Here is a 17,993-nt window from a genome sequence, read left to right as displayed (position 1 = left end):
TCAGCGCAGCCGGCGCATCGATGAGATGCGGTTGTTCATGCGGTCGAGGAAGTCGTAGCGGCCCGGGCCCAGGACGATGCACTCGCCGCGGAAGTCGGCGTGTTCGCAGAATTCCCAGCGGCCTTCGCGGATGACGATCGAGGTGGCGCGGTCGTTGAAGCCGACGTCGTTCAGCGAGCGCACGTCCTGCGACAGTTCCACTTGCTGGCCTTCGAAGCGCGGGCCCGCGAACATCAGGACGTCCGGGCCGCCGCGGTCGCCGCCGCGCCAACCGTCGCGATCATGATCCCGGTCGTCGTCCCGGTCATGGTCGCGGTCGCGCCAGCGCCCATGGCCGCCGCCGCCGATCTGGCGGACCGACGAGACGGCATCGTTAAAACCCGGCAGCTGGCGATATTCGCCCGGACCGAACTCCGCGCAGCGACCGCCGAAGTTGGCGTGCTCGCACAGCAACCACCTGCCGGACGTGACGACGACGCTCGACGCGCGGTCGTTGAAGCCGAAGTCGCGCAGGTTCGGCGCGTCGCGGTCGATGGTGACGCGCTGCCCGTTGAAATCGCTGTCCGCGAACAGCGTGACTTCGCCGGCGAAGGCGACATGGGTGAGAGTGGCCAGCACGGCGGCGGCGGCAAGCAGGCGTTTCATGGTATCTCCGTGGGTCATCGTGCGCCTTTCCCGGCGCCTATGATATTAACGCGGGCTTGCCGTGGGTGGCTGACACTTTCCTGTAACAAAGTTTTACGTGGCCGCGCCTTCATTCCGGGAGATTTCCCACGCCCGTCACCCGATCCGTGCCCGTCGCCGTCGTTCAGGATCGCGGCAGCAGCACGGAACGCGCGCCCTTGACGAGCGCCGCGCCGAGGCGTTCCAGGCGCGGCGGCTGGATGCGCCAGGCGTGCCAGTACAGCGCCACGTCGACGCACCGGTCCGGCGTCAGGTCGACGAGGGCGCCGGCCGCCAGCATGTCCGCGCACTGTTCCAGCGGCAGCAGGCCGTAGCCGAGGCCCAGGCGGATCGCCTGCACGTACGGATCGCTGGACGGCACGTAGTGAAACGGATACGCCCCTTCCGGCAGACCGAAGTGCTGCAGCAGGAACGCGGTCTGCAACCGGTCGTTGCGGTCGAAGACCATCACTGGCGCGCGCCGCGCGGTCTCGCGCGTGATCCCGCCGGGGAACCAGCGCGCGGCGAATTGTGGGGCGGCCACCATGCGGTAGCGCATCACGCCCAGCGGGCTGACCGTGCAGCCGCGCATCGGCTCCGTCTCTCCCGACACGCAGGCAAGGGCGAGCCCCTGTTCCAGCAGCGCGAACGTGTGTTGCTGGTCGCCCGTGACGAATTCCACGAGCAGGCCTTCCTCGATCAGCACGGGCGCCAGCACGGGCAGCAGCCATGTGGCGAGGGTGTCGTTGTTGACGGCCAGCGCCACGCGCACGGGGCCGGGATCGCTTTGCTGCTCCGCGAAGAACTCGTCTTCCAGCAGCGCGCGGCGGCGCAGGAATTGCAGCAGCCGCATGCCGGGCGCCGTCGGCCGGCAGGGACGGGCGCGCACGAGCAGCGGCGTGCCCAGGTCGTGCTCCAGCGCGGCGATGCGCTGGGAGATGGCGGACGGCGTCACGTTCAGCAGGACGGCGGCCTGCTCCAGGCTGCCGCTGTCGACGGCGGCGACGAACGCCTCGCTGCGGCGCGGATCGATGGTCATTAATTAGCCAAATTTAATTAACTTTAGAAGTCATTAATATAATTGATGAAGCGCCGTCCGGCAGGCATGCTGCTCCGCAATTACGCAATAACAACAGGAGCCGTCCATGTTTTCGCAACCCGTTTTTTTGCAAGGCCTCGGCATGGGTGCCAGCCTGATCATGCCGATCGGCGCCCAGAATGCCCACGTGATCCGCACCGGCGTCGCAGGCCGTCACGTCGTCCTGACGGTCGCTTGCTGCATCCTCATTGACGTCGTCCTCATCGCGCTGGGCATGTCCGGCTTCGGCGCGTTGATCGAACATTCGCCCGCGCTGCTGCTGGCGGCCCGCTGGGGCGGCGCCGCCTTTCTGCTGTGGTACGGCGTGCGCTGCCTGTCAAGCTGCTGGCGCGGGGCGGCGGCGCCGGACGCGGGCGCCGGCCAGGCCGCCATCACCGCGGCGCGCGCGCTGGGCATCGTGCTGGCGATGTCGCTGCTGAATCCGCACGTCTACCTGGACACGGTCGTGCTCCTGGGTGCGGTCGGCAGCAGCCTCGCGGCCGGCCACCGGGTGTCGTTCGCGGCCGGTGCGATGACGGCGTCGCTCTTGTGGTTTTCCGCGCTGGGACTGGGCGCGCGCCGCTGCGCGTTCGTGCTGGCGCGGCCTGCCGTCTGGCGCGCCGTGGAAGCTTTTACAGGGGCAACGATGCTCGTGCTGGCGGCGCTGCTGCTGTTCGAGCGCTAGGCCGCGAGGGCCTTGCCGTGTTCGACCGACATCTGCGCCGGCAGCGGCACGCCGTTTTTCACGGCGGTCAGCTCGGCGAGGATGGAGACGGCGATCTCGTACGGCGTCTTGCTGCCGATGTACAGGCCGATGGGGCCGTGCAGCTTCGCGATGTGCGCCTCGCTGAGGTCGAATTCGCGCAGGCGCTCGCGCCGCCGCGCGTTGTTGGCGCGCGAGCCGATGGCGCCGACGTAGAAGGCGTCCGTCCTGAGCGCTTCCATCAGCGCGAGGTCGTCCAGCTTGGGGTCGTGGGTGAGGGCGATGACGGCGCTGCGGCTGTCCAGCTTCATGTCCAGCACGACGTCGTCCGGCATCGCGTGCACGACGTCCACGCCGGTCAGGCTCCAGCTGGCGCGGTATTCTTCTCTCGGGTCGCACACGGTCACCTGGTATTCGAGGCCGACGGCGATCTGCGCCAGGAATTGCGACAGCTGGCCGGCGCCGATGATCAGCATGCGCAGGCGCGGGCCGTGGATCGTGACGAGCGTGGCGCCGTCCATGCGCAGCTGCTCGTCGGCCTTGCCCGGCGCCAGTTCGACCGCGCCGGAGGCGAGATCCAGCGTGCGCCGCGTCAGCACGCGGCGCTGGGCGAGGGCCAGCAATTCGTCCATGCGGCTGTGCGGGCCGAGCGGCTCGACGACGAGCTGGATCGTGCCGCCGCAGGGCAGGCCGAAGCGGTGCGCCTCGTCGGCCGAGATGCCGTAGGTGACGACTTCCGGCGCCGTGCGCACGATGCCGCGTTCGCGCACGGCGGCGATCAGGTCGTCCTCGATGCAGCCGCCGGAGACCGAGCCGACGACGACGCCGTCCGCGCGGATCGCCATCGTGGCGCCTTCCGGCCGCGGGCTCGATCCCCACGTCCGCACGACCGTCACGTACTCGCAGCGCCAGCCGGCGCGCAGCCACTGGTCGCAGGCGTGCAGCACTTCGAGGTCGATACTGTCCATTGCCTTTCCTTCCGTTGCCAAACGATAACCCGCAAGCCCGCGGGCGGGCAGCGTGCATCCTAACGCAAAAACGCCGGAGCGGTCCGTCAATACGGCAAGCGGAAACGGTTTATATCGTTTAAGTCTCCGGCGGCGCTATACTCGTCGGACTGCGACCAGAGTTGGAGACCACCATGAAACCAGACTTGCTGTCCATGCTGCGCATCGACCTGCCCGTCATCCAGGCGCCGATGGCCGGCGTCTCGACGGCGGCGCTGGCCGCGGCCGTGTCCGGCGCGGGCGCGCTCGGCTCGATCTCGGTCGGCGCCGGCAACGCCGAGCAGGGCCGCGCCGCCATCGCCGACGTGCGCCGCCTGACCGACCGGCCGTTCAACGTCAACGTGTTCTGCCACCGACCCGCGCAGGCCGACGCCGCGCGCGAGGCGGCCTGGCTCGATTATTTGTCGCCGCATTTCGCCGCCAACGGCGCCCGGCCGCCGGCCGCCCTGCACGAGATCTATCGCAGCTTCGTGGACGACGATCCCATGCTGGCCGTGCTGCTGGAGGCGCGGCCGGCCGTCGTCAGCTTTCACTTCGGCCTGCCGGACGCGCGCCGCATCGAGGCATTGAAGGATGCCGGCATCGTGCTGCTGGCCAGCGCGACGTCCGTGGCGGAAGCGCGCCAGGTGGAGGCGGCCGGCATCGACGCCGTCGTCGCGCAGGGCTACGAGGCCGGCGGCCACCGCGGGCTGTTCGATCCCGAGCGCGGCGATCCGGCCATCGGCACGTTCGCGCTGACGGAACTGGTGGCCGGCGCCGTCCGCATTCCGGTGATCGCGGCCGGCGGCGTCATGAACGGCAACGGCATCGCGGCCGCGCTGCGCCTGGGCGCGAGCGCCGTCCAGATGGGCACCGGGTTCATCCTGTGCCCGGAATCGTCGGCGACGCCGCACCACCGCGCGCTGATGCAGGCGGGGGAGGGCGTGATCTCGGCCGTGACGGACGTCGTGTCCGGGCGTCCCGCCCGCGGCCTCGTGAACCGCCTGTTCAGCGAGATCGGCGCGCCCGGCCATCCGCCGCTGCCCGATTATCCGATCGCCTACGATGCCGTGAAGGCGCTGAACGCGGCGGCGACCAAAGCCGGCAACCACGATTTCACGGTCAACTGGGCCGGCCAGGGTTTTCCGCTGGCGCGCGCGCTGCCGGCGGCGGAGCTGGTGCGTGTGCTGGGCGAGGAGCTGGCGCGGGCGCGCTGAACGTGATTTACGCGTCCGCGTACGCCGTTTCGATCTCTTCCTTGCGCGGCGCCTGGGCGATATGCACGATGAGCACCGCGTCGAGGGGGAGCACGGGATGCGCGGCGCGGTGTTTGGCGAACCAGAACACTTCCTCGATGTCCTCGTCGGCGGGATCGTGCGCGGCGCTCAAGACCCGGTTCTCGTCGGGTACGTCCTCGTAGTCGACGGCTTCCAGCGCCGCGTCGTCGACCGCGTCAAGCCAGGCCTCGGCATCCTTGCCCCAGGCCTGCACATAGCGCGCGCCGGACGCGACGAGCCAGCGCGCCACGTCCCACAACCACATTTCCGCGACCTCGTCCTCGGCCAGCACGATGGCGAGGAACGGTGGGCGGCTGCCCAGGTCGGGGAGGTCGGCGTCGGGCGGCAGGTGCAGATAGGTGATGGTCGTTCTTTGCATGGCGCCAGCTTACCACCGGTTGTGTCAACCGCGCGGGCCCGGCTGCGTTACCATCCTGCATAACTATCGTGCACCGTGGAGTCCCATGAAAATCCTTGCTTCCCTCGCGCTCGTCGCCGCAGCGTCCGTCGGCGCCGCCCACGCCGCCATCCCCTTGTACGGTTTCTTCGTCAAGAACACCTATCCGCACGATCCGCAGGCGTTCACGCAAGGCCTGTTCTTCAAGGACGGCCAGCTGTACGAAACCACGGGCCAGAAAGGGCGCTCGTCGCTGCGCAAGGTCGACCTCAAGACGGGCAAGGTCCTGCAAAAGAAAGACCTGGCGGACGAGTACTTCGGCGAAGGTTCCACGGCCGTCGGCGACACCATCGTCAACCTGACGTGGCAGTCGAACGTCGGCTTTCTGTTCGACGCGAAGACCTTTGCCCTGAAGGGCCGCTTCAACTACAAGGGCGAAGGCTGGGGCCTGGCCAGCGACGCGCACCACGTCTACATGAGCGACGGCTCGGCCGAGATCCGCGTCCTCGACCCGAAGACGCTGGACGAGCAGCGCCGCATCCACGTGACGGCCGACGGCAAGCCGCTCATCCGGCTCAACGAACTGGAGATCGTCGACGGCCAGATCTTCGCCAACGTCTGGGGCACGGACGTCATCGCGCGCATCGATCCGCAGACCGGCAACGTCGTCGGCTGGATCGATTGCACGGGCCTGCTGCCGCCGGACCAGCGCGGGACGACGGATCCGGACGCGGTCCTGAACGGCATCGCGTACGAACCGAAGCACCATCGCCTGTACGTGACGGGCAAGCTGTGGCCGAAGCTGTTCGAGATCGAGCTGATCCCCATCCAGCGGCCTTGAAGCGTCACGTCACCGCGATCACGACCTTGCCGAAATGCGACCCGGACGCCATGTGCCGGTACGCCTCGCGCGCCTGGTCGAACGTGAACACGCGGTCGACGACCGGCTGCAGCCCGGTCGCGTCGGCAAAGCGCACCACCTTTTCCAGCATCGCGCGGCTGCCGACGAAGATGCCGACGAGCCGCTTGGCGCCGGCCAGCAGGGTCGCCGGGTTGACCTCGCCCCCGAAGCCGCTGACGCCGCCGATGACCGCGATGGTGCCGCCCATCGCGGCGGACGCGATCGAGCGGTTCACGGTCTCCTGGCCGCCCACTTCCAGCACCACGTCCGCGCCCGCGCCGTTCGTCACGCGCAGCACCTCTTCCTGCCATTCCGGCGTCGTGCGGTAGTTGATGACGTGGCGCGCGCCGAGCTCCCTGGCGCGCTGCAGCTTGGCGTCGCTGGACGAGGTGACGATCGCGTTCAGCCCCGCCGCGTGCGCGAGCTGCAGGCCGAGGATGCTGACGCCGCCCGTCCCCAGCAGCAGCACCGTGTCGCCCGGCTTGACGCCGTTGCTGGACTCGAAGATGGCATTCCACGCCGTCACGCCGGCGCAGGGCAGCGTGGCCGCGTCGACGAAGCTCATCTTCGCCGGAATTTTCACCAGGGCCTCCTGGTCCAGCACGACTTCTTCCGCCAGCATGCCGTCGACGTCGCCGCCCAGCGAATGGCGGATCTTGTCGGGACCGGTCGGGCCGTCGTGCCAGTACGGGAAGAACGAGGCCGTGACGCGGTCGCCGATCTGCACGCGCGTGACGCCGGGGCCGGTCGCGACGACTTCGCCGGCGCCGTCCGAGCAGGGGATGATGGGGTCGTCGACGGTGACGAGGTAGTTGCCGCCGGCGACCATCAGGTCGCGGTAGTTCAGCGAGACGGCATGCACGCGGATGCGCACTTCGCCGTTGCCCAGCTCACGGTGAGGAAAATCCACGCATTGCAGCCCGTCGATGCCATCGCCGGGTAAGATCTGGTAAGCCCGCATCGCTGTCCTCCATCGGTTGAACGGCCGCCCACGAAGGGCGGGACGTTATTGTCGCCGCAACCTGCGATGAGGCGGCGCACCCATGAAAAACCGCCGCAGGCTTACTTGGCCGCGATTTTGCCCTGCTGCGCCGGAATGAATTCCTCCAGCACCGCCTGTTTCATCAGCGCGGGCGGCAGGATGCCTTGGGCGATGATGAAGTCGTTGAAGGCTTTCAGGTTGAAGCGGTCGCCCAGCGCGATCTCGGCCAGCGTCTTCAGCGCGCGCAGCTTCACGTAGCCGTAGTAGTACGCGGTCGCCTGGCCCGGCATGCGGTACGAATAGCGGTCGACTTCCGATTGCGCGAACGGTTCGGACAGCATCACCTCCTTCATCAGGAATTGCTTGCCCTGTTCCGGCGTCATGCGTCCCAGGTTGATCAGCGGGTCGAGCATGGCGCGGGCCATGCGCAGCAGGCGCAATTGCAGCGCCACGAGCTGGCCTTCCGGCGGCATGTAGGGCAGGATCGTCGCCTCCGAATACAGGCCCCAGCCCTCGACGTTGGTGCTGTTGAAGGCGAAGCGGGCGCGCGCCACCGACATGCCTTGCTCCACCATCGACGCGAACTGCAGCTCGTGGCCCGGACGCGCCTCGTGCGCGGTCACGCCCCAGGACGCGGCGGCGAAGTCGAAGTCGTTCATTTTCTCCTTCGACTTCGCGTTCGGGTTCCCCAGCGGGATCACGAATTCGCCGTATTCTCCCGTGTTGCCGATCAGGCGCGGCGGGTTCATGAACGGCGCCGGCGTCTGCGCCGATTCGGCCGGCGTGGCCGTGCGGATGTTGGCTTCGCGCGCCGGCAAGGTCACGAGGTCGTGCGCGCGGATGATGCCTTCGATATCCTTCAGGCGCTCGCGGTAGTAGGGCAGCAGCTGGTCGGGCGCGATCGACGTCTTTTTCAGTTCGCGGATCACGTCGTGGTAGTCGGACGACGGCAGGTGGTTGCGCGCGGCGATGGTATTGGCCACGACCTGCATCTCGTCGCGCACTTCCTGGAAGTCGAAGCCGGCGCGCTCGATCATCTGCTCGGGCGCGATGTCGACGCCGACGTTGGCCAGGCGGTTCACGTAGATCGCTTCCGGCAGGCGCACTTCCTTGCGCGTGCGCGGCAGGATGCGGGTGCGGACCCAGTCGTCGTAGTCCTTGACCTGGGCCTTGAGCGCGGCGAAGTCGCTTTCCCAGCCGGTGACGTGGGCCTTCTTGAATAAGTCCGCGATGCCGTTCATGTAGGTCGCGTTGTTGTTCAGGCCTTCCTCGACTTCGCGCACGTACGGGCCGATCAGCGATTTGTCGGCGAGCCGTTCCTCGCCGCGGGCGCGCACGAGCGTCGCGATCGGCGTGTAGCCCGCTTCCCGGCCGGCGTAGCGCTTCAGGCGCACCAGGGCCAGCTTCTGGCGCGCCGGCTTGTTACGCGGGTCGAGCAGGGCGCGCAGGCCGCCGTACACCAGTTCGCCGACGTTGGTGTAATCGAGCAGGTAGCGGTGCTCGAGCTTCATGGTGGCGATGGCTTTTTCGCGCGAGTCGATCAGGATGTCGAGATCCTGGCGCACCTTCACGTCCTTTTCTTGCGCGCGTTCGCGGCGCAGATCGGCCAGGCGTTTTTCCGTGTCGGCCAGCGCGCGCTCGTAGACGTGCGGCTTGAAGTCGGCGACCTGGGTGTCGAAGCTTTCGTCGCCCAGCTCCGTGGATTCCTCCGGCTGGTATTTACCGGTGTCCTGCAATACCGGCCGGGTGTAGGCGTCGCTGCGCGCGACCCAGGCGGGTGCGGCGCAGACGGCGCCGGATGCGAACAGGAGGGCGAGACCGAGACGAATCATCATGCAGCCTTTGTAGATAGTGCCGCTGGGCGGCGAAGAAATAATTCTAAATCGGCTTGGCCACCATGAACCAGAAGATGAAGACGAACGCGATGAACGCGGGCACGCCGAGCGCCACCCAAGTGCGGAAATAGGTCCAGTAGCGCGGCGGCAGCGGCGTGCCGTCGCGCGCGGCGCTCGCCGCCAGGTCGCGCAGGCGCATCTGCAGCCACACGACGGGCAGCCAGCAGGCGCCCGCCATCACGTACAGCGTCACCGACCACATGATCCAGCGGCTGTGCAGCGGATAGCCGGCCAGGTGCGCCATGTAGAAACCCGTGGCGGGCTGGATGACGGCCGTCGTCGCCGTGAACAGCCAGTCCGCGATCACGACGTATCTGCTGACGACGGCGATCGCGCGCACGTCGCGGCTCACGTTCGCGAACAACATGTACCAGGCCGACCCGAGGCCCGTGCCGAACAGGAAGGTCGACGACAGGATGTGCAGCCATTTCACGACAAGGTAATCCATCAAGCTTCCTCTTTTTCGAGTTCGTACAACAGCCAGATCGCGGCCAGCATCGGCACGTTCTTCGTCAACGGGCCGTACGGGTGGACCAGGAATTCGGGCAGCCGCCACGCGATCACGATCGTATAAAAGCCGATCAGCGCGAACTGCAAGCGCCACAGCCAGCGGCGCCGGCGCAGGAACAGCGTGCAAACTCCCATCACAAGGTCGAACAGCGCCGCGCCGTACAGCATCAACGGCCGCAGGTGCGGCGGGATGCCGGTGCGCGCGAGCAGGTCGTAGCTGGCCCCAAGCGGGTACACGAACGCCGAGACGATGGCGGTGGCGATCCACACGAAGGCGATGGCCAGCCGCAGCACGGGCAGCAGCCAGTCCAGTTTCGCGCGCGCCCGTTCGGCGTCCGGATCGACGACGAACGAGGCGATGGGGCGGGGCGGGCGTCCCAGCAGGCGCATCGTGGGGCCGGGATCGGCCGTGCTACCCCGGTCGAGCATGCGCAGCGCGTCCGGATCGAGCAGGGCGCCGGGCAGCCAGGCGCCTACGCGCGCGAGCAGGCGCGCGACGCTTCCCGGCAGCGGCAGCACGCGCAGCCGGTTCATCCCCAGCGCGCGGCGCAGGGCGGCGAGGTAGTCGACGAAGGGCAGCGCCTGCGGGCCGACGAGGGCGATGCGGCGCACGGTCCCGCCATCGGCCTTGTCCGCATGCAGCCGCTGGCGCAGCAGGGTCGCGATGGCGGCGACGACGTCGTCGACATGGATCGGCTGCACCAGCTGCGGCGAATCGCCCAGGCGCGCCACGAACGGCAGCGACGCCATCGCCTTGAACACGCGCGCGCTGGCGCCGCCCGTGCCGTACACGAGCGACGGCTGCACGATGACGGCGCGGACCGGCAGCGTGGCGAGATAGTCGTCGGCGGCCTTCTTCGACAGGTGGTACGCGGTGTCGGCCTGCGCGTCGGCGCCCAGCGCGGACAGTTGCACGACCATATGCACGTCGTCCGATTCCGCGCAGGCGGCGAACAGGGCGCGTGGCGTGCGGGTGTGCAGGTTCGCGAACGTCTGGGTGCCGCGTTCGCGGAAGATGCCGACGGTATTGATCACGGCTTCCACGCCGGTAAGGCGCGCCAGCCAGACGGATTTGTCGGTATCGTGGGCGAAGTCGGCGTGGATCGCGGTCAGGCGCGGGTGATCCGGCAGCGCGCCGCGCCGCTGCGGATGCCGCACCGCGCACACGACGTCGTGGCCTTCCGCCAGCAGCGCGTGCAGCAGGTGTTGCCCAATGAATCCGCTTGCTCCCGTGAGCAGGATCCGCATGTCTTTCCTTTCTCCGAACGGCACACATTCCAGAGGATCTCATGGAATCATGGAACACGGCATTCAGGCGCGGCCTTGTCGGCGGCGCGACGTCCAGCCTGCTGTCGACCGCGGCGCTGGCCCTGCTCGGCCGCCGCGAGACCGGCAGCGCGTACGCGTCCACCAACGCGGTCAGCCACTGGATCTACGGCGACGAAGCGTTGCGCGAATTCGCGCCGAGCGTGCGCCACACGGTGCCCGGCTACCTGATCCATCACGGCAGCGCGATGTTCTGGTCGGTGCTGTTCGAGCGCCTGTGCGGCCGCCTGCTCGACCGCAAGGAACCCGCGCTGACGCTCGGCGTGGCGACCGCCGCATCGGCCGTCGCCTGCTTCGCCGACTACGAACTTACGCCCAAGCGCTTCCAGCCCGGCTTCGAGGTCCATTTGTCGCGGCCGTCGCTGGCCGTCGTCTACGGCGCCTTCGGGATCGGCCTGGCGCTCGGCGCCATGGCGTGCCGCCGTGCCGTCAGGGATGGGGAGGGTGCGGCGCGTTGATCGCCAGCTGCGCGGCGAACGCGCGCTGGTACGCGGGCCGCGCCTCGCCGCGGGCCACGTAGGCGGCCAGCACCGGGAACTCGTCCAGGATGCCGGATGGCCGCAGCCGCAGCAGCACCGACACCATCATGAGGTCGCCCGCGCTGAACGCGCCGTCGAGCCAGTCGGCATCGCCCAGGTGCGCCGCCAGCTGCGTCATGCGGTCGCGCACGCGGTCCTCGACGAGCGGGATACGCTCCTTGCTCCAGGGCTTGTCGCCTTCGAAGATCCGGGCCGTGACGAGTTCCAGGATCGGCGGCTCCACCGTGTTGACTGCGGCAAACATCCACGCGACGGCGCGGGCCCGGGCGTGCTCGTCGTCCGGCAGCAAGCCCTGGTAGTGCTGGGCGATGTAGAGGACGATCGCGCCCGTCTCGAACAGGACGAGGCCATCGTCTTCATAGGTCGGAATCTGGCCGAACGGATGCAGCGCCAGGTGCGCCGGCTCCTTCATCGCGCGGAACGACACGAGGCGCACGTCATACGGCAGCCCCGCTTCTTCCAGCGCCCAGCGCACGCGCGTGTCGCGCGCGAGGCCTTTGCCGCCGTCGGGCGAGCGTTCGAAGGCGGTGATCGTGATGGTCATGTTTGTCTAGCCAGAAGAGTGGCGACGTATCGCATTGAGCCAAAGGATATTTTTACCTCGATATTAGCACTGGCGGCCTGGTTGCGCAGCTCGCTACTAGTGCTAGCCGGAACTTGATCGACATCATATTTCACCATGCTCCTGTCCGTAACATCGACTAATGCTCGCCTGGTTTGCCAGCGGTGTGACGCGCGAATTGTTGCAGTGAGTTTTCCAGACAGGAGGTTGGATTGGACCTCAGGGTTTTGGCGGAGACTTTCGATGCCTGGTCCGGGACGGGCAGGCCCATCCGTTTGCGGCTCTCGTACGGGAAGCGTGGGTTCGATAACGCGTTGATGATCAAACGCGTCACGGGCACCGAAACAATGTGCGGTGGCCTGGATTATCGGCTTCTCTGCGTTTCGACGGACGCCGATCTTCAATTGAAGGAATTGATCGCTTTACCGGCCGAAATCCAGTTCGTGACGGATGGCGGCGATTTACATGCCGTCTGCGGGATCGTCGCACAAGCGGCCGCCGGGCAGAGCGATGGCGGGCTCGCCACGTACGAGCTGGTCATGCGCGATGCGCTTGCATTGATGGGGCACCGGACCAATACCCGCGTCTTCCGCAACATGAATGAACTGGAAATCACCGAAGTCATTCTGAATGAATGGCGCCAGATGAATCCGGTGCTTGCCACGGCCTTCGACGTGGACTGGTCGCATGTTTCCGGGGATTACCCGAAACGGGAATTCACGATGCAGCACAACGAGTCCGATGCCGACTTTCTGCGCCGGCTATGGAAGCGGCGCGGCATCGCGTGGTTCATGCGCGCCGGCCAACCTAGCTTGCCGCGGGACAAGGACGTTTCTTCCCATTTTCTGGTGTTGTGCGACGACGCCTATACGCTGCCGCAAAACGCCGCCGGTACAGTGCGCTATCACCGGGACGATGGGACTGAAGAGCGGGACACCATTACCGCCTGGAGTCCGGTACGAAAGCTCAAGCCGGGCAAGGCGACGCGTCACAGCTGGGATTACATGCAGGGCCGCCCAATGACCAGCTATGCGTCGTCGTGTATCGACCAGGGTAGAACGGGTAATCGATTCGCAGCCAGTCTCGACGATTATCTTGTCGACGTGCCGCATGCGGGCGATAGCGCCGCCGATTACCTGAAACTCGGCGACTTGCGGATGAAGCGCCATGAATACGAATCCAAGTGCTTTTACGGAGAAGGTAGTGTGCGCACTTTGTGTGTCGGCCAATGGATTGCTCTCAGCGGCCATTACGAGATCGACACGCATCCCGCAAAAGACCGGCAATTCGTTATCACGGGCCTGGAAGTCGACGCGGAGAACAATCTTCCGAAAACGATCGACGACCGGGTTGCGCGCTTGTTTGCACTTAATCGTTGGGGCGCCAGCCCGTCCAATAACGTACTGCGGCAGGCCAGCGACGAGCGCGGTACGCGTTATACCAATCGTTTTTCTTGCGTGCGGCGCGACATCCCGATCGTTCCGGATTTCGATCCACGCACCGATTTGCCGAGACCGCAGTTGCAGAGCGCGATCGTGGTCGGGCCGCCAGGCGAAGAAATATATTGCGACGAATACGGACGGGTCAAGGTGCGCTTCCCGGGCACCCGCGAAGAAGATCATGCCCATGCGCATGGCGCCGGTGCCAGCAAAAGCGACCGGGATTCCGCCTGGGTACGTGTCGCCAGCACGTGGGCAAGCAATCGGTACGGCACGATTACGCTGCCCCGTGTGGGCGATGAGGTGATCGTTGGTTTCCTCGGCGGCGATCCGGACAAGCCAATCATCGTGGCGCAAGTCTATGGTGGCGGGGCGCCGCCTTCGTTCAGCCGCATCGGAGCGCTGCCTGGGAATAAGTACCTGGCCGGGATTAAAAGCAAGGAAGTGCAGGGAACGCGCTACAACCAGCTACGGCTGGATGACACGCCGGGGCAGATCAATGCCCAGTTATCGTCCCAGCACGGCTATACCGAATTGAATCTGGGCTGGCTTACCCATCCCCGCAGCGAAGGAAAAGGGGAGGCACGCGGAGAAGGTGCGGAACTGCGCAGCGACCATGCTGTCGCGATACGAGGTGCAGCAGGAGTTCTCATCAGCGCGGCCGCGCGTCCGCAGGCGAGCGGCAAACAATTGGACCGTGGCGAATTGATTGGCCTCGTCGAGGCACTGCAAGGCGTGCTGCAACACCTCGCTGAATTATCGTCGACGCATCATGCCGACGGCACCGACGGCACTCAGCTCAAGCAACTGATTGAATACCTGAACCAATGGGAGGCCGGCAGCAATACCGAAAACGGCAGCGCGGGCGCAGGTGCCCAACCCGTGGTCGCGCTGTCCGCGCCCTCAGGCTTGGCACTGACGAGCCAGGACAACGTTGCGATAGGCGCACAAACGCATGTCGATGTGCTGAGTCTCGGCAACACACAGCTTTCGGTCGGCAGAAAATTACTGGCCCGTGTATCGGAGAGTATCAGCCTGTTCGCCCATCGACTCGGCATCAAGCTCATCGCCGCGAGCGGCAAGGTCGAATTGCAGACCCACGGCGACGACATCGAACTCACTTCCTCAAAACGCCTTGTGCTGACCGCTGCCGAGGAAATCGTGCTGCAGGCGCCCAAGGTACGTGTCGTCTCGCAGGGCGCGCAAGTGGATATCGGTGGCGGCGTCATCACGCAGCAGAGCAGCGGCGAGCACACGATCAAGTCGTCGACATTCGCGCATGTCCGCCCGGGCGGCGGCAGTCCCACAGGTGTCGTGTCGCCTGCCAGCGAGGCGGCACATGACCAGCAAACGGTTCTGCGCTGGGTAGGCACCGACGAACCGATGAAGAACCAGCGTTACCGGATCACGACGGAAGACGGGCGCACGATCGAAGGGCGGACCGATGCGAGCGGGTTGACCGAGCGCTTTGGCAGTGCCATTCCCTTCGGACGCTATACCGTTGAAGCACTCGACGACTGACAGGTGGATCGATACGATGACGAAAGCAGAACACCCGCTGCCCGCGCAACATCATAAGCATGCCGCACGCAAGGCCGAAGGCTTTGCGACACCGAAGCAGGACAAAAAGCCTCAGTGCGCCAGATTTCTCCCCAAAAAAGTATTGCCGATTATTTTTCTGCCCGGGATCATGGGATCGAATCTGCGCATGAGCGATCAGCGGCAAAAAGAACTGAATAGGAAAGACAATATCGCGTGGCGGCCGGACGTTCTGGGCCCGTCGAATATCGCTGGTGCCGCCACTGAAAAGCCGCGAGAGCGCCAACTGCGCCTGGATCCTCTGCAAACGACGGTCGATATCTACGATCCCTCCGGACCTTCCGATGTCAGCGGCGATGGTCGACATGGCAATGTCCAACTCGCCAAAACCTTCGATTCGCCGTTGCTGACCGATGATCCGCCTACCGCGAAGAACAGGCGCACCGCCGTGCAAAAGGCGCGGGCGCGCGGCTGGGGAGAGGTTTTTTTCAAGAGCTATGGAGAATTGCTGCAGCATCTCGAATCTCGCTTCAACAATACTTTCTCCGACGGCAAACTACGTCATGAGTGGAGGGATGTCGTCGGCGTCGATCCCAAGACCTGGCTTGCCGATCCGAGCCTGCCACAGCAGGCGTTGACCGAGGATGAGCTCAAGAAAGTCGTCACCGGTTGTTGGTTTGCCGTTTACGCGTTTGGCTATAACTGGCTGCAGTCCAATGGCGACAGCGCCAGGCTGATCGCCGCCCGCATCAACCGGGTCATCGACGAGTTCAAGCACTCCGGCTACGAATGCAACCAAGTGATCGTCGTGACCCACTCCATGGGCGGGCTTGTGGGGCGGGCGCTGGTACATCCGGATTACGGCAACTTGCGGGACAAAGTCCTGGGCATCGTGCATGGTGTGATGCCCGCGATCGGCGCCCCGGCCGCCTACAAGCGCATGCGTGCGGGCTTCGAAGACCCAGGCATCATGTCGGCCCCGGAGGAAAGCCTTGCGGCCAAAGTGGCAGGGAACCATGGCGACGAGGTTACGGCGGTATTGGCGAATGCGCGCGGCGGATTGGAACTATTGCCGAGCGAGTCTTACGGCAATGGTTGGTTGCGCGTGACACACAACGGCCACGATCTGGATGTATGGCCCAAGCAGGGCAACCCGTACAGTGAAATTTATAAGATAAAGGGTAAGTGGTATTCGCTATTTAGGGAGGACTGGATCAATCCGTCCGGTCTGGAAGCGGGCCACGGAGGAGGTACATTTAAGCGGACATGCAATTATCTCGATAAGACGCAGATTTTCCACCAGAAGATCGTAAACACATTTCATCCCAATAGTTACGCGCATTATGGTGCAGACTCGGCGCGGCGGAGCTTTGGCGAAGTCATATGGGAAATCGACAAGAATTGCGCCAATCTCGCTGGCTGGCAAAGCTGGCCTATTCTGAGCGACACCAAGCAAGGCAGAGTTGAACTCGTCCGTTACGATCCTGATGGCAACAATATCGGGGCGCTGCCCTTCGACGATGAGACGCCGACATCAATATACGCGACCATTCTTCCACCTTCGGCGCCGGGCGACCAAACCGTGCCCGCCAAGTCGGGCGATCATCAGTTGAGAAGTGGCGTCTTCAAGGGGATTTTTCGTCAGACCGGTTACGAACATCAATCCAGTTATAAAGACCCGCGTGCCATCGCGTCGACGTTGTACAGCATCGTGCGCATTGCCCAGAGCGCAGCGTGGACATGTTAAGGAGAGGCCTCATATGAATACGTTCCAGCGCATCCGTTCGTTTTTTCTTTGTGCAGCCATGTTGGCGCTGACCGCTTGTGACCCGAATCCAAGAGAATGGAGGACGCCGAATATGACCAAACTTACGCCGCGCCTGCAAGCCATGTTCGAGAAAACCAAAACTGTCTGCTTCGGGCGATTCCTGGTCGACGTGCCGGCGTCGGCGACGGTAGCATGGGGCGACGTCAGTGTTCCTCTTGGCGTCGACGTTTATCCCGATGGAGTGGATGAGGTTAAAGAACTCGAGCAAAAATTCATCAATAAGCTAAAAAGTGAAAAGAATATTAATAAAAACTATGTGCCGTTGCTCCTGGCTATCGACGAAATGAGTCAGCCGGAAGGAAAAATAGTTACCGGGTATGAGGATTTTGAGTCCCTCGATGACCTCAAGATCAATGGGTACTTTAGAATGAACAAGGATGGCGTCGTCATCGATTCGCGTCCTATGCGGGACGAAAAAGACAAAACTATCGCGGAGATAAAAAGCATCGCCCGCCGCCTGCGCCGTCTGCCCGAAAACGAAATCCCTACCGAGCCCGGCAACTGCATCGAATACGCCTTCCTGCCGGATGACCCGGCCGCCGACAAGGCGCACCTGGGCGAACTGATCCGCGTCGGTTTCCGCCTGAAAGAATTCCCGGACACGCACTTGTCGATTTTCGTCGGACCGTCGAATCCGCATTATGACGAAAGCGACTCACTGAAATGGCAACTCGAGCGGCTCGAGAAAAGACTGAAAGCCGAAGACCCCAATCATCCACGATTGAAGACCAGATACCTGCGCAGGGGCGACCGCCAGATCCATGACTTTGTGGGCGGCTTCGAGGCGTTGTCGCACACGCCGGACCAGCCGGAAGCTCACCCGATCCATGACTTCGGCATGGATTTCAAGGGTGTGCCGTCGGACCCCTACAAACCGTATCTGGACATACGGATGCAGACCGGCGTCGACGACAACGTTGCCGGCGCGACCAAGGCCAGCCTGACCGATGAAGAAGCCGTCGCGGTCTGGGACCGGATCACGAGTACGATCCGCGTGCGCCCGACGAGCACCGGGCCGGCAAAGGCCGCCGATGCCGGGCCGCGCCGTCCCTTGGGCGAGCTTGCCGCAACCGGGCGCACCTGCCCGCAAACCGGCTGGTGGGCATCCGACGACGCACCGGACAAGAACGGCGGCGGGAGCCAGCACGTCAAGGCCGGCGACATCATGCCCCATGCAATCACGTTGGGCAAACCGTCCTTATGGCAAAAGCTCAAGGGTGAAGTTCCTTCCTACCGTACGGCGACCGTATGGAAACTGGTCGGCTACGACGATCCGCCCCCGCACGCCGACGTGGCGACACGAACGTCCGCAACCGACGCGGCAGGCGAGCGCAGCGAAGACACCCCGCCGCCCCACAAAGGCTGAAT

The 17,993-nt window shown here is 65.0% G+C and carries 16 protein-coding genes; 7 read left to right on the top strand and 9 right to left on the bottom strand.

Annotated elements, in window-relative coordinates; genetic code table 11:
- Both ISF28_RS17925 and ISF28_RS17920 read right to left on the bottom strand, forming a co-directional pair.
- The gene (locus ISF28_RS17925) at positions 1 to 645 is read right to left on the bottom strand and encodes a beta/gamma-crystallin (protein WP_198118543.1); all 645 of its coding nucleotides are present in this window, start codon (positions 643 to 645) and stop codon (positions 1 to 3) included.
- A gap of 163 nt (positions 646 to 808) precedes the next feature.
- Entirely contained in the window at positions 809 to 1,702 is an 894-nt protein-coding gene (locus tag ISF28_RS17920; RefSeq protein WP_198118542.1) for a LysR family transcriptional regulator ArgP, read from the bottom strand.
- A 106-nt stretch (positions 1,703 to 1,808) separates the two neighbouring features.
- Between ISF28_RS17920 and ISF28_RS17915 the strand changes: the two genes are divergently transcribed.
- On the top strand, positions 1,809 to 2,426 hold the full coding sequence (locus ISF28_RS17915; RefSeq protein ID WP_198118541.1) for a LysE/ArgO family amino acid transporter: 618 nt from the start codon (positions 1,809 to 1,811) through the stop codon (positions 2,424 to 2,426).
- Here the strand turns inward: ISF28_RS17915 and ISF28_RS17910 are convergent.
- The gene (locus ISF28_RS17910) at positions 2,423 to 3,412 is read right to left on the bottom strand and encodes an XdhC family protein (RefSeq protein WP_198118540.1); all 990 of its coding nucleotides are present in this window, start codon (positions 3,410 to 3,412) and stop codon (positions 2,423 to 2,425) included. The two genes, ISF28_RS17915 and ISF28_RS17910, sit on opposite strands and share 4 nt — an antisense overlap.
- Before the next feature lie 173 nt (positions 3,413 to 3,585).
- On the opposite strand from ISF28_RS17910, the gene ISF28_RS17905 reads away from it, so the two are divergent.
- Positions 3,586 to 4,647, top strand: a complete 1,062-nt coding sequence (locus ISF28_RS17905; RefSeq protein WP_198118539.1) for an NAD(P)H-dependent flavin oxidoreductase — start codon at positions 3,586 to 3,588, stop codon at positions 4,645 to 4,647.
- 7 nt (positions 4,648 to 4,654) lie between these two features.
- Here the strand turns inward: ISF28_RS17905 and ISF28_RS17900 are convergent, their stop codons facing one another.
- Positions 4,655 to 5,086 (bottom strand): DUF7684 family protein, encoded by a 432-nt coding sequence (locus tag ISF28_RS17900; protein WP_198118538.1) that lies wholly within the window; start codon positions 5,084 to 5,086, stop codon positions 4,655 to 4,657.
- 85 nt (positions 5,087 to 5,171) lie between these two features.
- On the opposite strand from ISF28_RS17900, the gene ISF28_RS17895 reads away from it, so the two are divergent.
- Positions 5,172 to 5,945 carry a glutaminyl-peptide cyclotransferase gene (locus ISF28_RS17895; RefSeq protein ID WP_198118537.1) on the top strand — a complete coding sequence of 258 codons (774 nt, stop codon included), beginning with the start codon at positions 5,172 to 5,174 and terminating at the stop codon, positions 5,943 to 5,945.
- Between the two features lie 4 nt (positions 5,946 to 5,949).
- Here ISF28_RS17895 and ISF28_RS17890 read toward each other — a convergent pair whose 3' ends face one another.
- The 4 genes from ISF28_RS17890 to ISF28_RS17875 all read right to left on the bottom strand — a co-directional run bounded on the left by ISF28_RS17890 (position 5,950) and on the right by ISF28_RS17875 (position 10,640).
- The gene (locus ISF28_RS17890) at positions 5,950 to 6,966 is read right to left on the bottom strand and encodes a zinc-dependent alcohol dehydrogenase family protein (protein ID WP_198118536.1); all 1,017 of its coding nucleotides are present in this window, start codon (positions 6,964 to 6,966) and stop codon (positions 5,950 to 5,952) included.
- A 101-nt stretch (positions 6,967 to 7,067) separates the two neighbouring features.
- On the bottom strand, positions 7,068 to 8,822 hold the full coding sequence (locus ISF28_RS17885; protein WP_198118535.1) for a DUF885 domain-containing protein: 1,755 nt from the start codon (positions 8,820 to 8,822) through the stop codon (positions 7,068 to 7,070).
- 43 nt (positions 8,823 to 8,865) lie between these two features.
- A complete protein-coding gene (locus ISF28_RS17880; RefSeq protein ID WP_198118534.1) occupies positions 8,866 to 9,330 on the bottom strand; it encodes a DUF2269 family protein in 465 nt (154 codons plus the stop codon).
- The gene (locus ISF28_RS17875) at positions 9,330 to 10,640 is read right to left on the bottom strand and encodes an SDR family oxidoreductase (protein ID WP_198118533.1); all 1,311 of its coding nucleotides are present in this window, start codon (positions 10,638 to 10,640) and stop codon (positions 9,330 to 9,332) included. Before ISF28_RS17875 ends, ISF28_RS17880 begins: the two co-directional genes overlap by 1 nt.
- Before the next feature lie 41 nt (positions 10,641 to 10,681).
- On the opposite strand from ISF28_RS17875, the gene ISF28_RS17870 reads away from it, so the two are divergent.
- Positions 10,682 to 11,176 (top strand): hypothetical protein, encoded by a 495-nt coding sequence (locus ISF28_RS17870; RefSeq protein WP_198118532.1) that lies wholly within the window; start codon positions 10,682 to 10,684, stop codon positions 11,174 to 11,176.
- On the opposite strand, the gene ISF28_RS17865 is transcribed toward ISF28_RS17870, so the two are convergent.
- Positions 11,148 to 11,801, bottom strand: a complete 654-nt coding sequence (locus tag ISF28_RS17865; protein ID WP_198118531.1) for a glutathione S-transferase family protein — start codon at positions 11,799 to 11,801, stop codon at positions 11,148 to 11,150. The two genes, ISF28_RS17870 and ISF28_RS17865, sit on opposite strands and share 29 nt — an antisense overlap.
- Positions 11,802 to 12,136: 335 nt before the next feature.
- Between ISF28_RS17865 and ISF28_RS17860 the strand changes: the two genes are divergently transcribed.
- From ISF28_RS17860 to ISF28_RS17850, 3 genes are read left to right on the top strand one after another with little or no spacing between them, the layout of a single operon-like run.
- Positions 12,137 to 14,779: a type VI secretion system Vgr family protein gene (locus ISF28_RS17860; RefSeq protein ID WP_229519180.1), complete on the top strand. Its 2,643-nt coding sequence runs from the start codon at positions 12,137 to 12,139 to the stop codon at positions 14,777 to 14,779.
- Between the two features lie 16 nt (positions 14,780 to 14,795).
- Positions 14,796 to 16,544, top strand: coding sequence for a lipase family alpha/beta hydrolase (locus ISF28_RS17855; RefSeq protein WP_198118529.1), 1,749 nt, complete (start codon positions 14,796 to 14,798; stop codon positions 16,542 to 16,544).
- A gap of 13 nt (positions 16,545 to 16,557) precedes the next feature.
- On the top strand, positions 16,558 to 17,991 hold the full coding sequence (locus ISF28_RS17850; RefSeq protein ID WP_198118528.1) for a T6SS immunity protein Tli4 family protein: 1,434 nt from the start codon (positions 16,558 to 16,560) through the stop codon (positions 17,989 to 17,991).
- The last annotated feature ends 2 nt before the right edge of the window (positions 17,992 to 17,993 follow it).

The organism is Massilia rhizosphaerae, assembly GCF_016093545.1.
Classification (GTDB): domain Bacteria; phylum Pseudomonadota; class Gammaproteobacteria; order Burkholderiales; family Burkholderiaceae_D; genus Telluria; species Telluria rhizosphaerae.
The sequence above is the reverse complement of the archived record's forward strand: the minus strand, read 5'-3'. Positions and strand labels throughout refer to the sequence as shown.

Excerpts from the sequence above, each read along its gene's own strand:
- ISF28_RS17890 (WP_198118536.1), bottom strand. The coding sequence starts at position 6,966 with ATGCGGGCTTACCAGATCTTACCCGGCGATGGCATCGACGGGCTGCAA.
- ISF28_RS17915 (WP_198118541.1), top strand. The coding sequence starts at position 1,809 with ATGTTTTCGCAACCCGTTTTTTTGCAAGGCCTCGGCATGGGTGCCAGC.
- ISF28_RS17865 (WP_198118531.1), bottom strand. The coding sequence starts at position 11,801 with ATGACCATCACGATCACCGCCTTCGAACGCTCGCCCGACGGCGGCAAA.
- ISF28_RS17885 (WP_198118535.1), bottom strand. The coding sequence starts at position 8,822 with ATGATGATTCGTCTCGGTCTCGCCCTCCTGTTCGCATCCGGCGCCGTC.
- ISF28_RS17895 (WP_198118537.1), top strand. The coding sequence starts at position 5,172 with ATGAAAATCCTTGCTTCCCTCGCGCTCGTCGCCGCAGCGTCCGTCGGC.
- ISF28_RS17925 (WP_198118543.1), bottom strand. The coding sequence starts at position 645 with ATGAAACGCCTGCTTGCCGCCGCCGCCGTGCTGGCCACTCTCACCCAT.
- ISF28_RS17855 (WP_198118529.1), top strand. The coding sequence starts at position 14,796 with ATGACGAAAGCAGAACACCCGCTGCCCGCGCAACATCATAAGCATGCC.
- ISF28_RS17900 (WP_198118538.1), bottom strand. The coding sequence starts at position 5,086 with ATGCAAAGAACGACCATCACCTATCTGCACCTGCCGCCCGACGCCGAC.
- ISF28_RS17870 (WP_198118532.1), top strand. The coding sequence starts at position 10,682 with ATGGAATCATGGAACACGGCATTCAGGCGCGGCCTTGTCGGCGGCGCG.
- ISF28_RS17860 (WP_229519180.1), top strand. The coding sequence starts at position 12,137 with ATGATCAAACGCGTCACGGGCACCGAAACAATGTGCGGTGGCCTGGAT.
- ISF28_RS17880 (WP_198118534.1), bottom strand. The coding sequence starts at position 9,330 with ATGGATTACCTTGTCGTGAAATGGCTGCACATCCTGTCGTCGACCTTC.
- ISF28_RS17850 (WP_198118528.1), top strand. The coding sequence starts at position 16,558 with ATGAATACGTTCCAGCGCATCCGTTCGTTTTTTCTTTGTGCAGCCATG.
- ISF28_RS17905 (WP_198118539.1), top strand. The coding sequence starts at position 3,586 with ATGAAACCAGACTTGCTGTCCATGCTGCGCATCGACCTGCCCGTCATC.
- ISF28_RS17910 (WP_198118540.1), bottom strand. The coding sequence starts at position 3,412 with ATGGACAGTATCGACCTCGAAGTGCTGCACGCCTGCGACCAGTGGCTG.
- ISF28_RS17920 (WP_198118542.1), bottom strand. The coding sequence starts at position 1,702 with ATGACCATCGATCCGCGCCGCAGCGAGGCGTTCGTCGCCGCCGTCGAC.
- ISF28_RS17875 (WP_198118533.1), bottom strand. The coding sequence starts at position 10,640 with ATGCGGATCCTGCTCACGGGAGCAAGCGGATTCATTGGGCAACACCTG.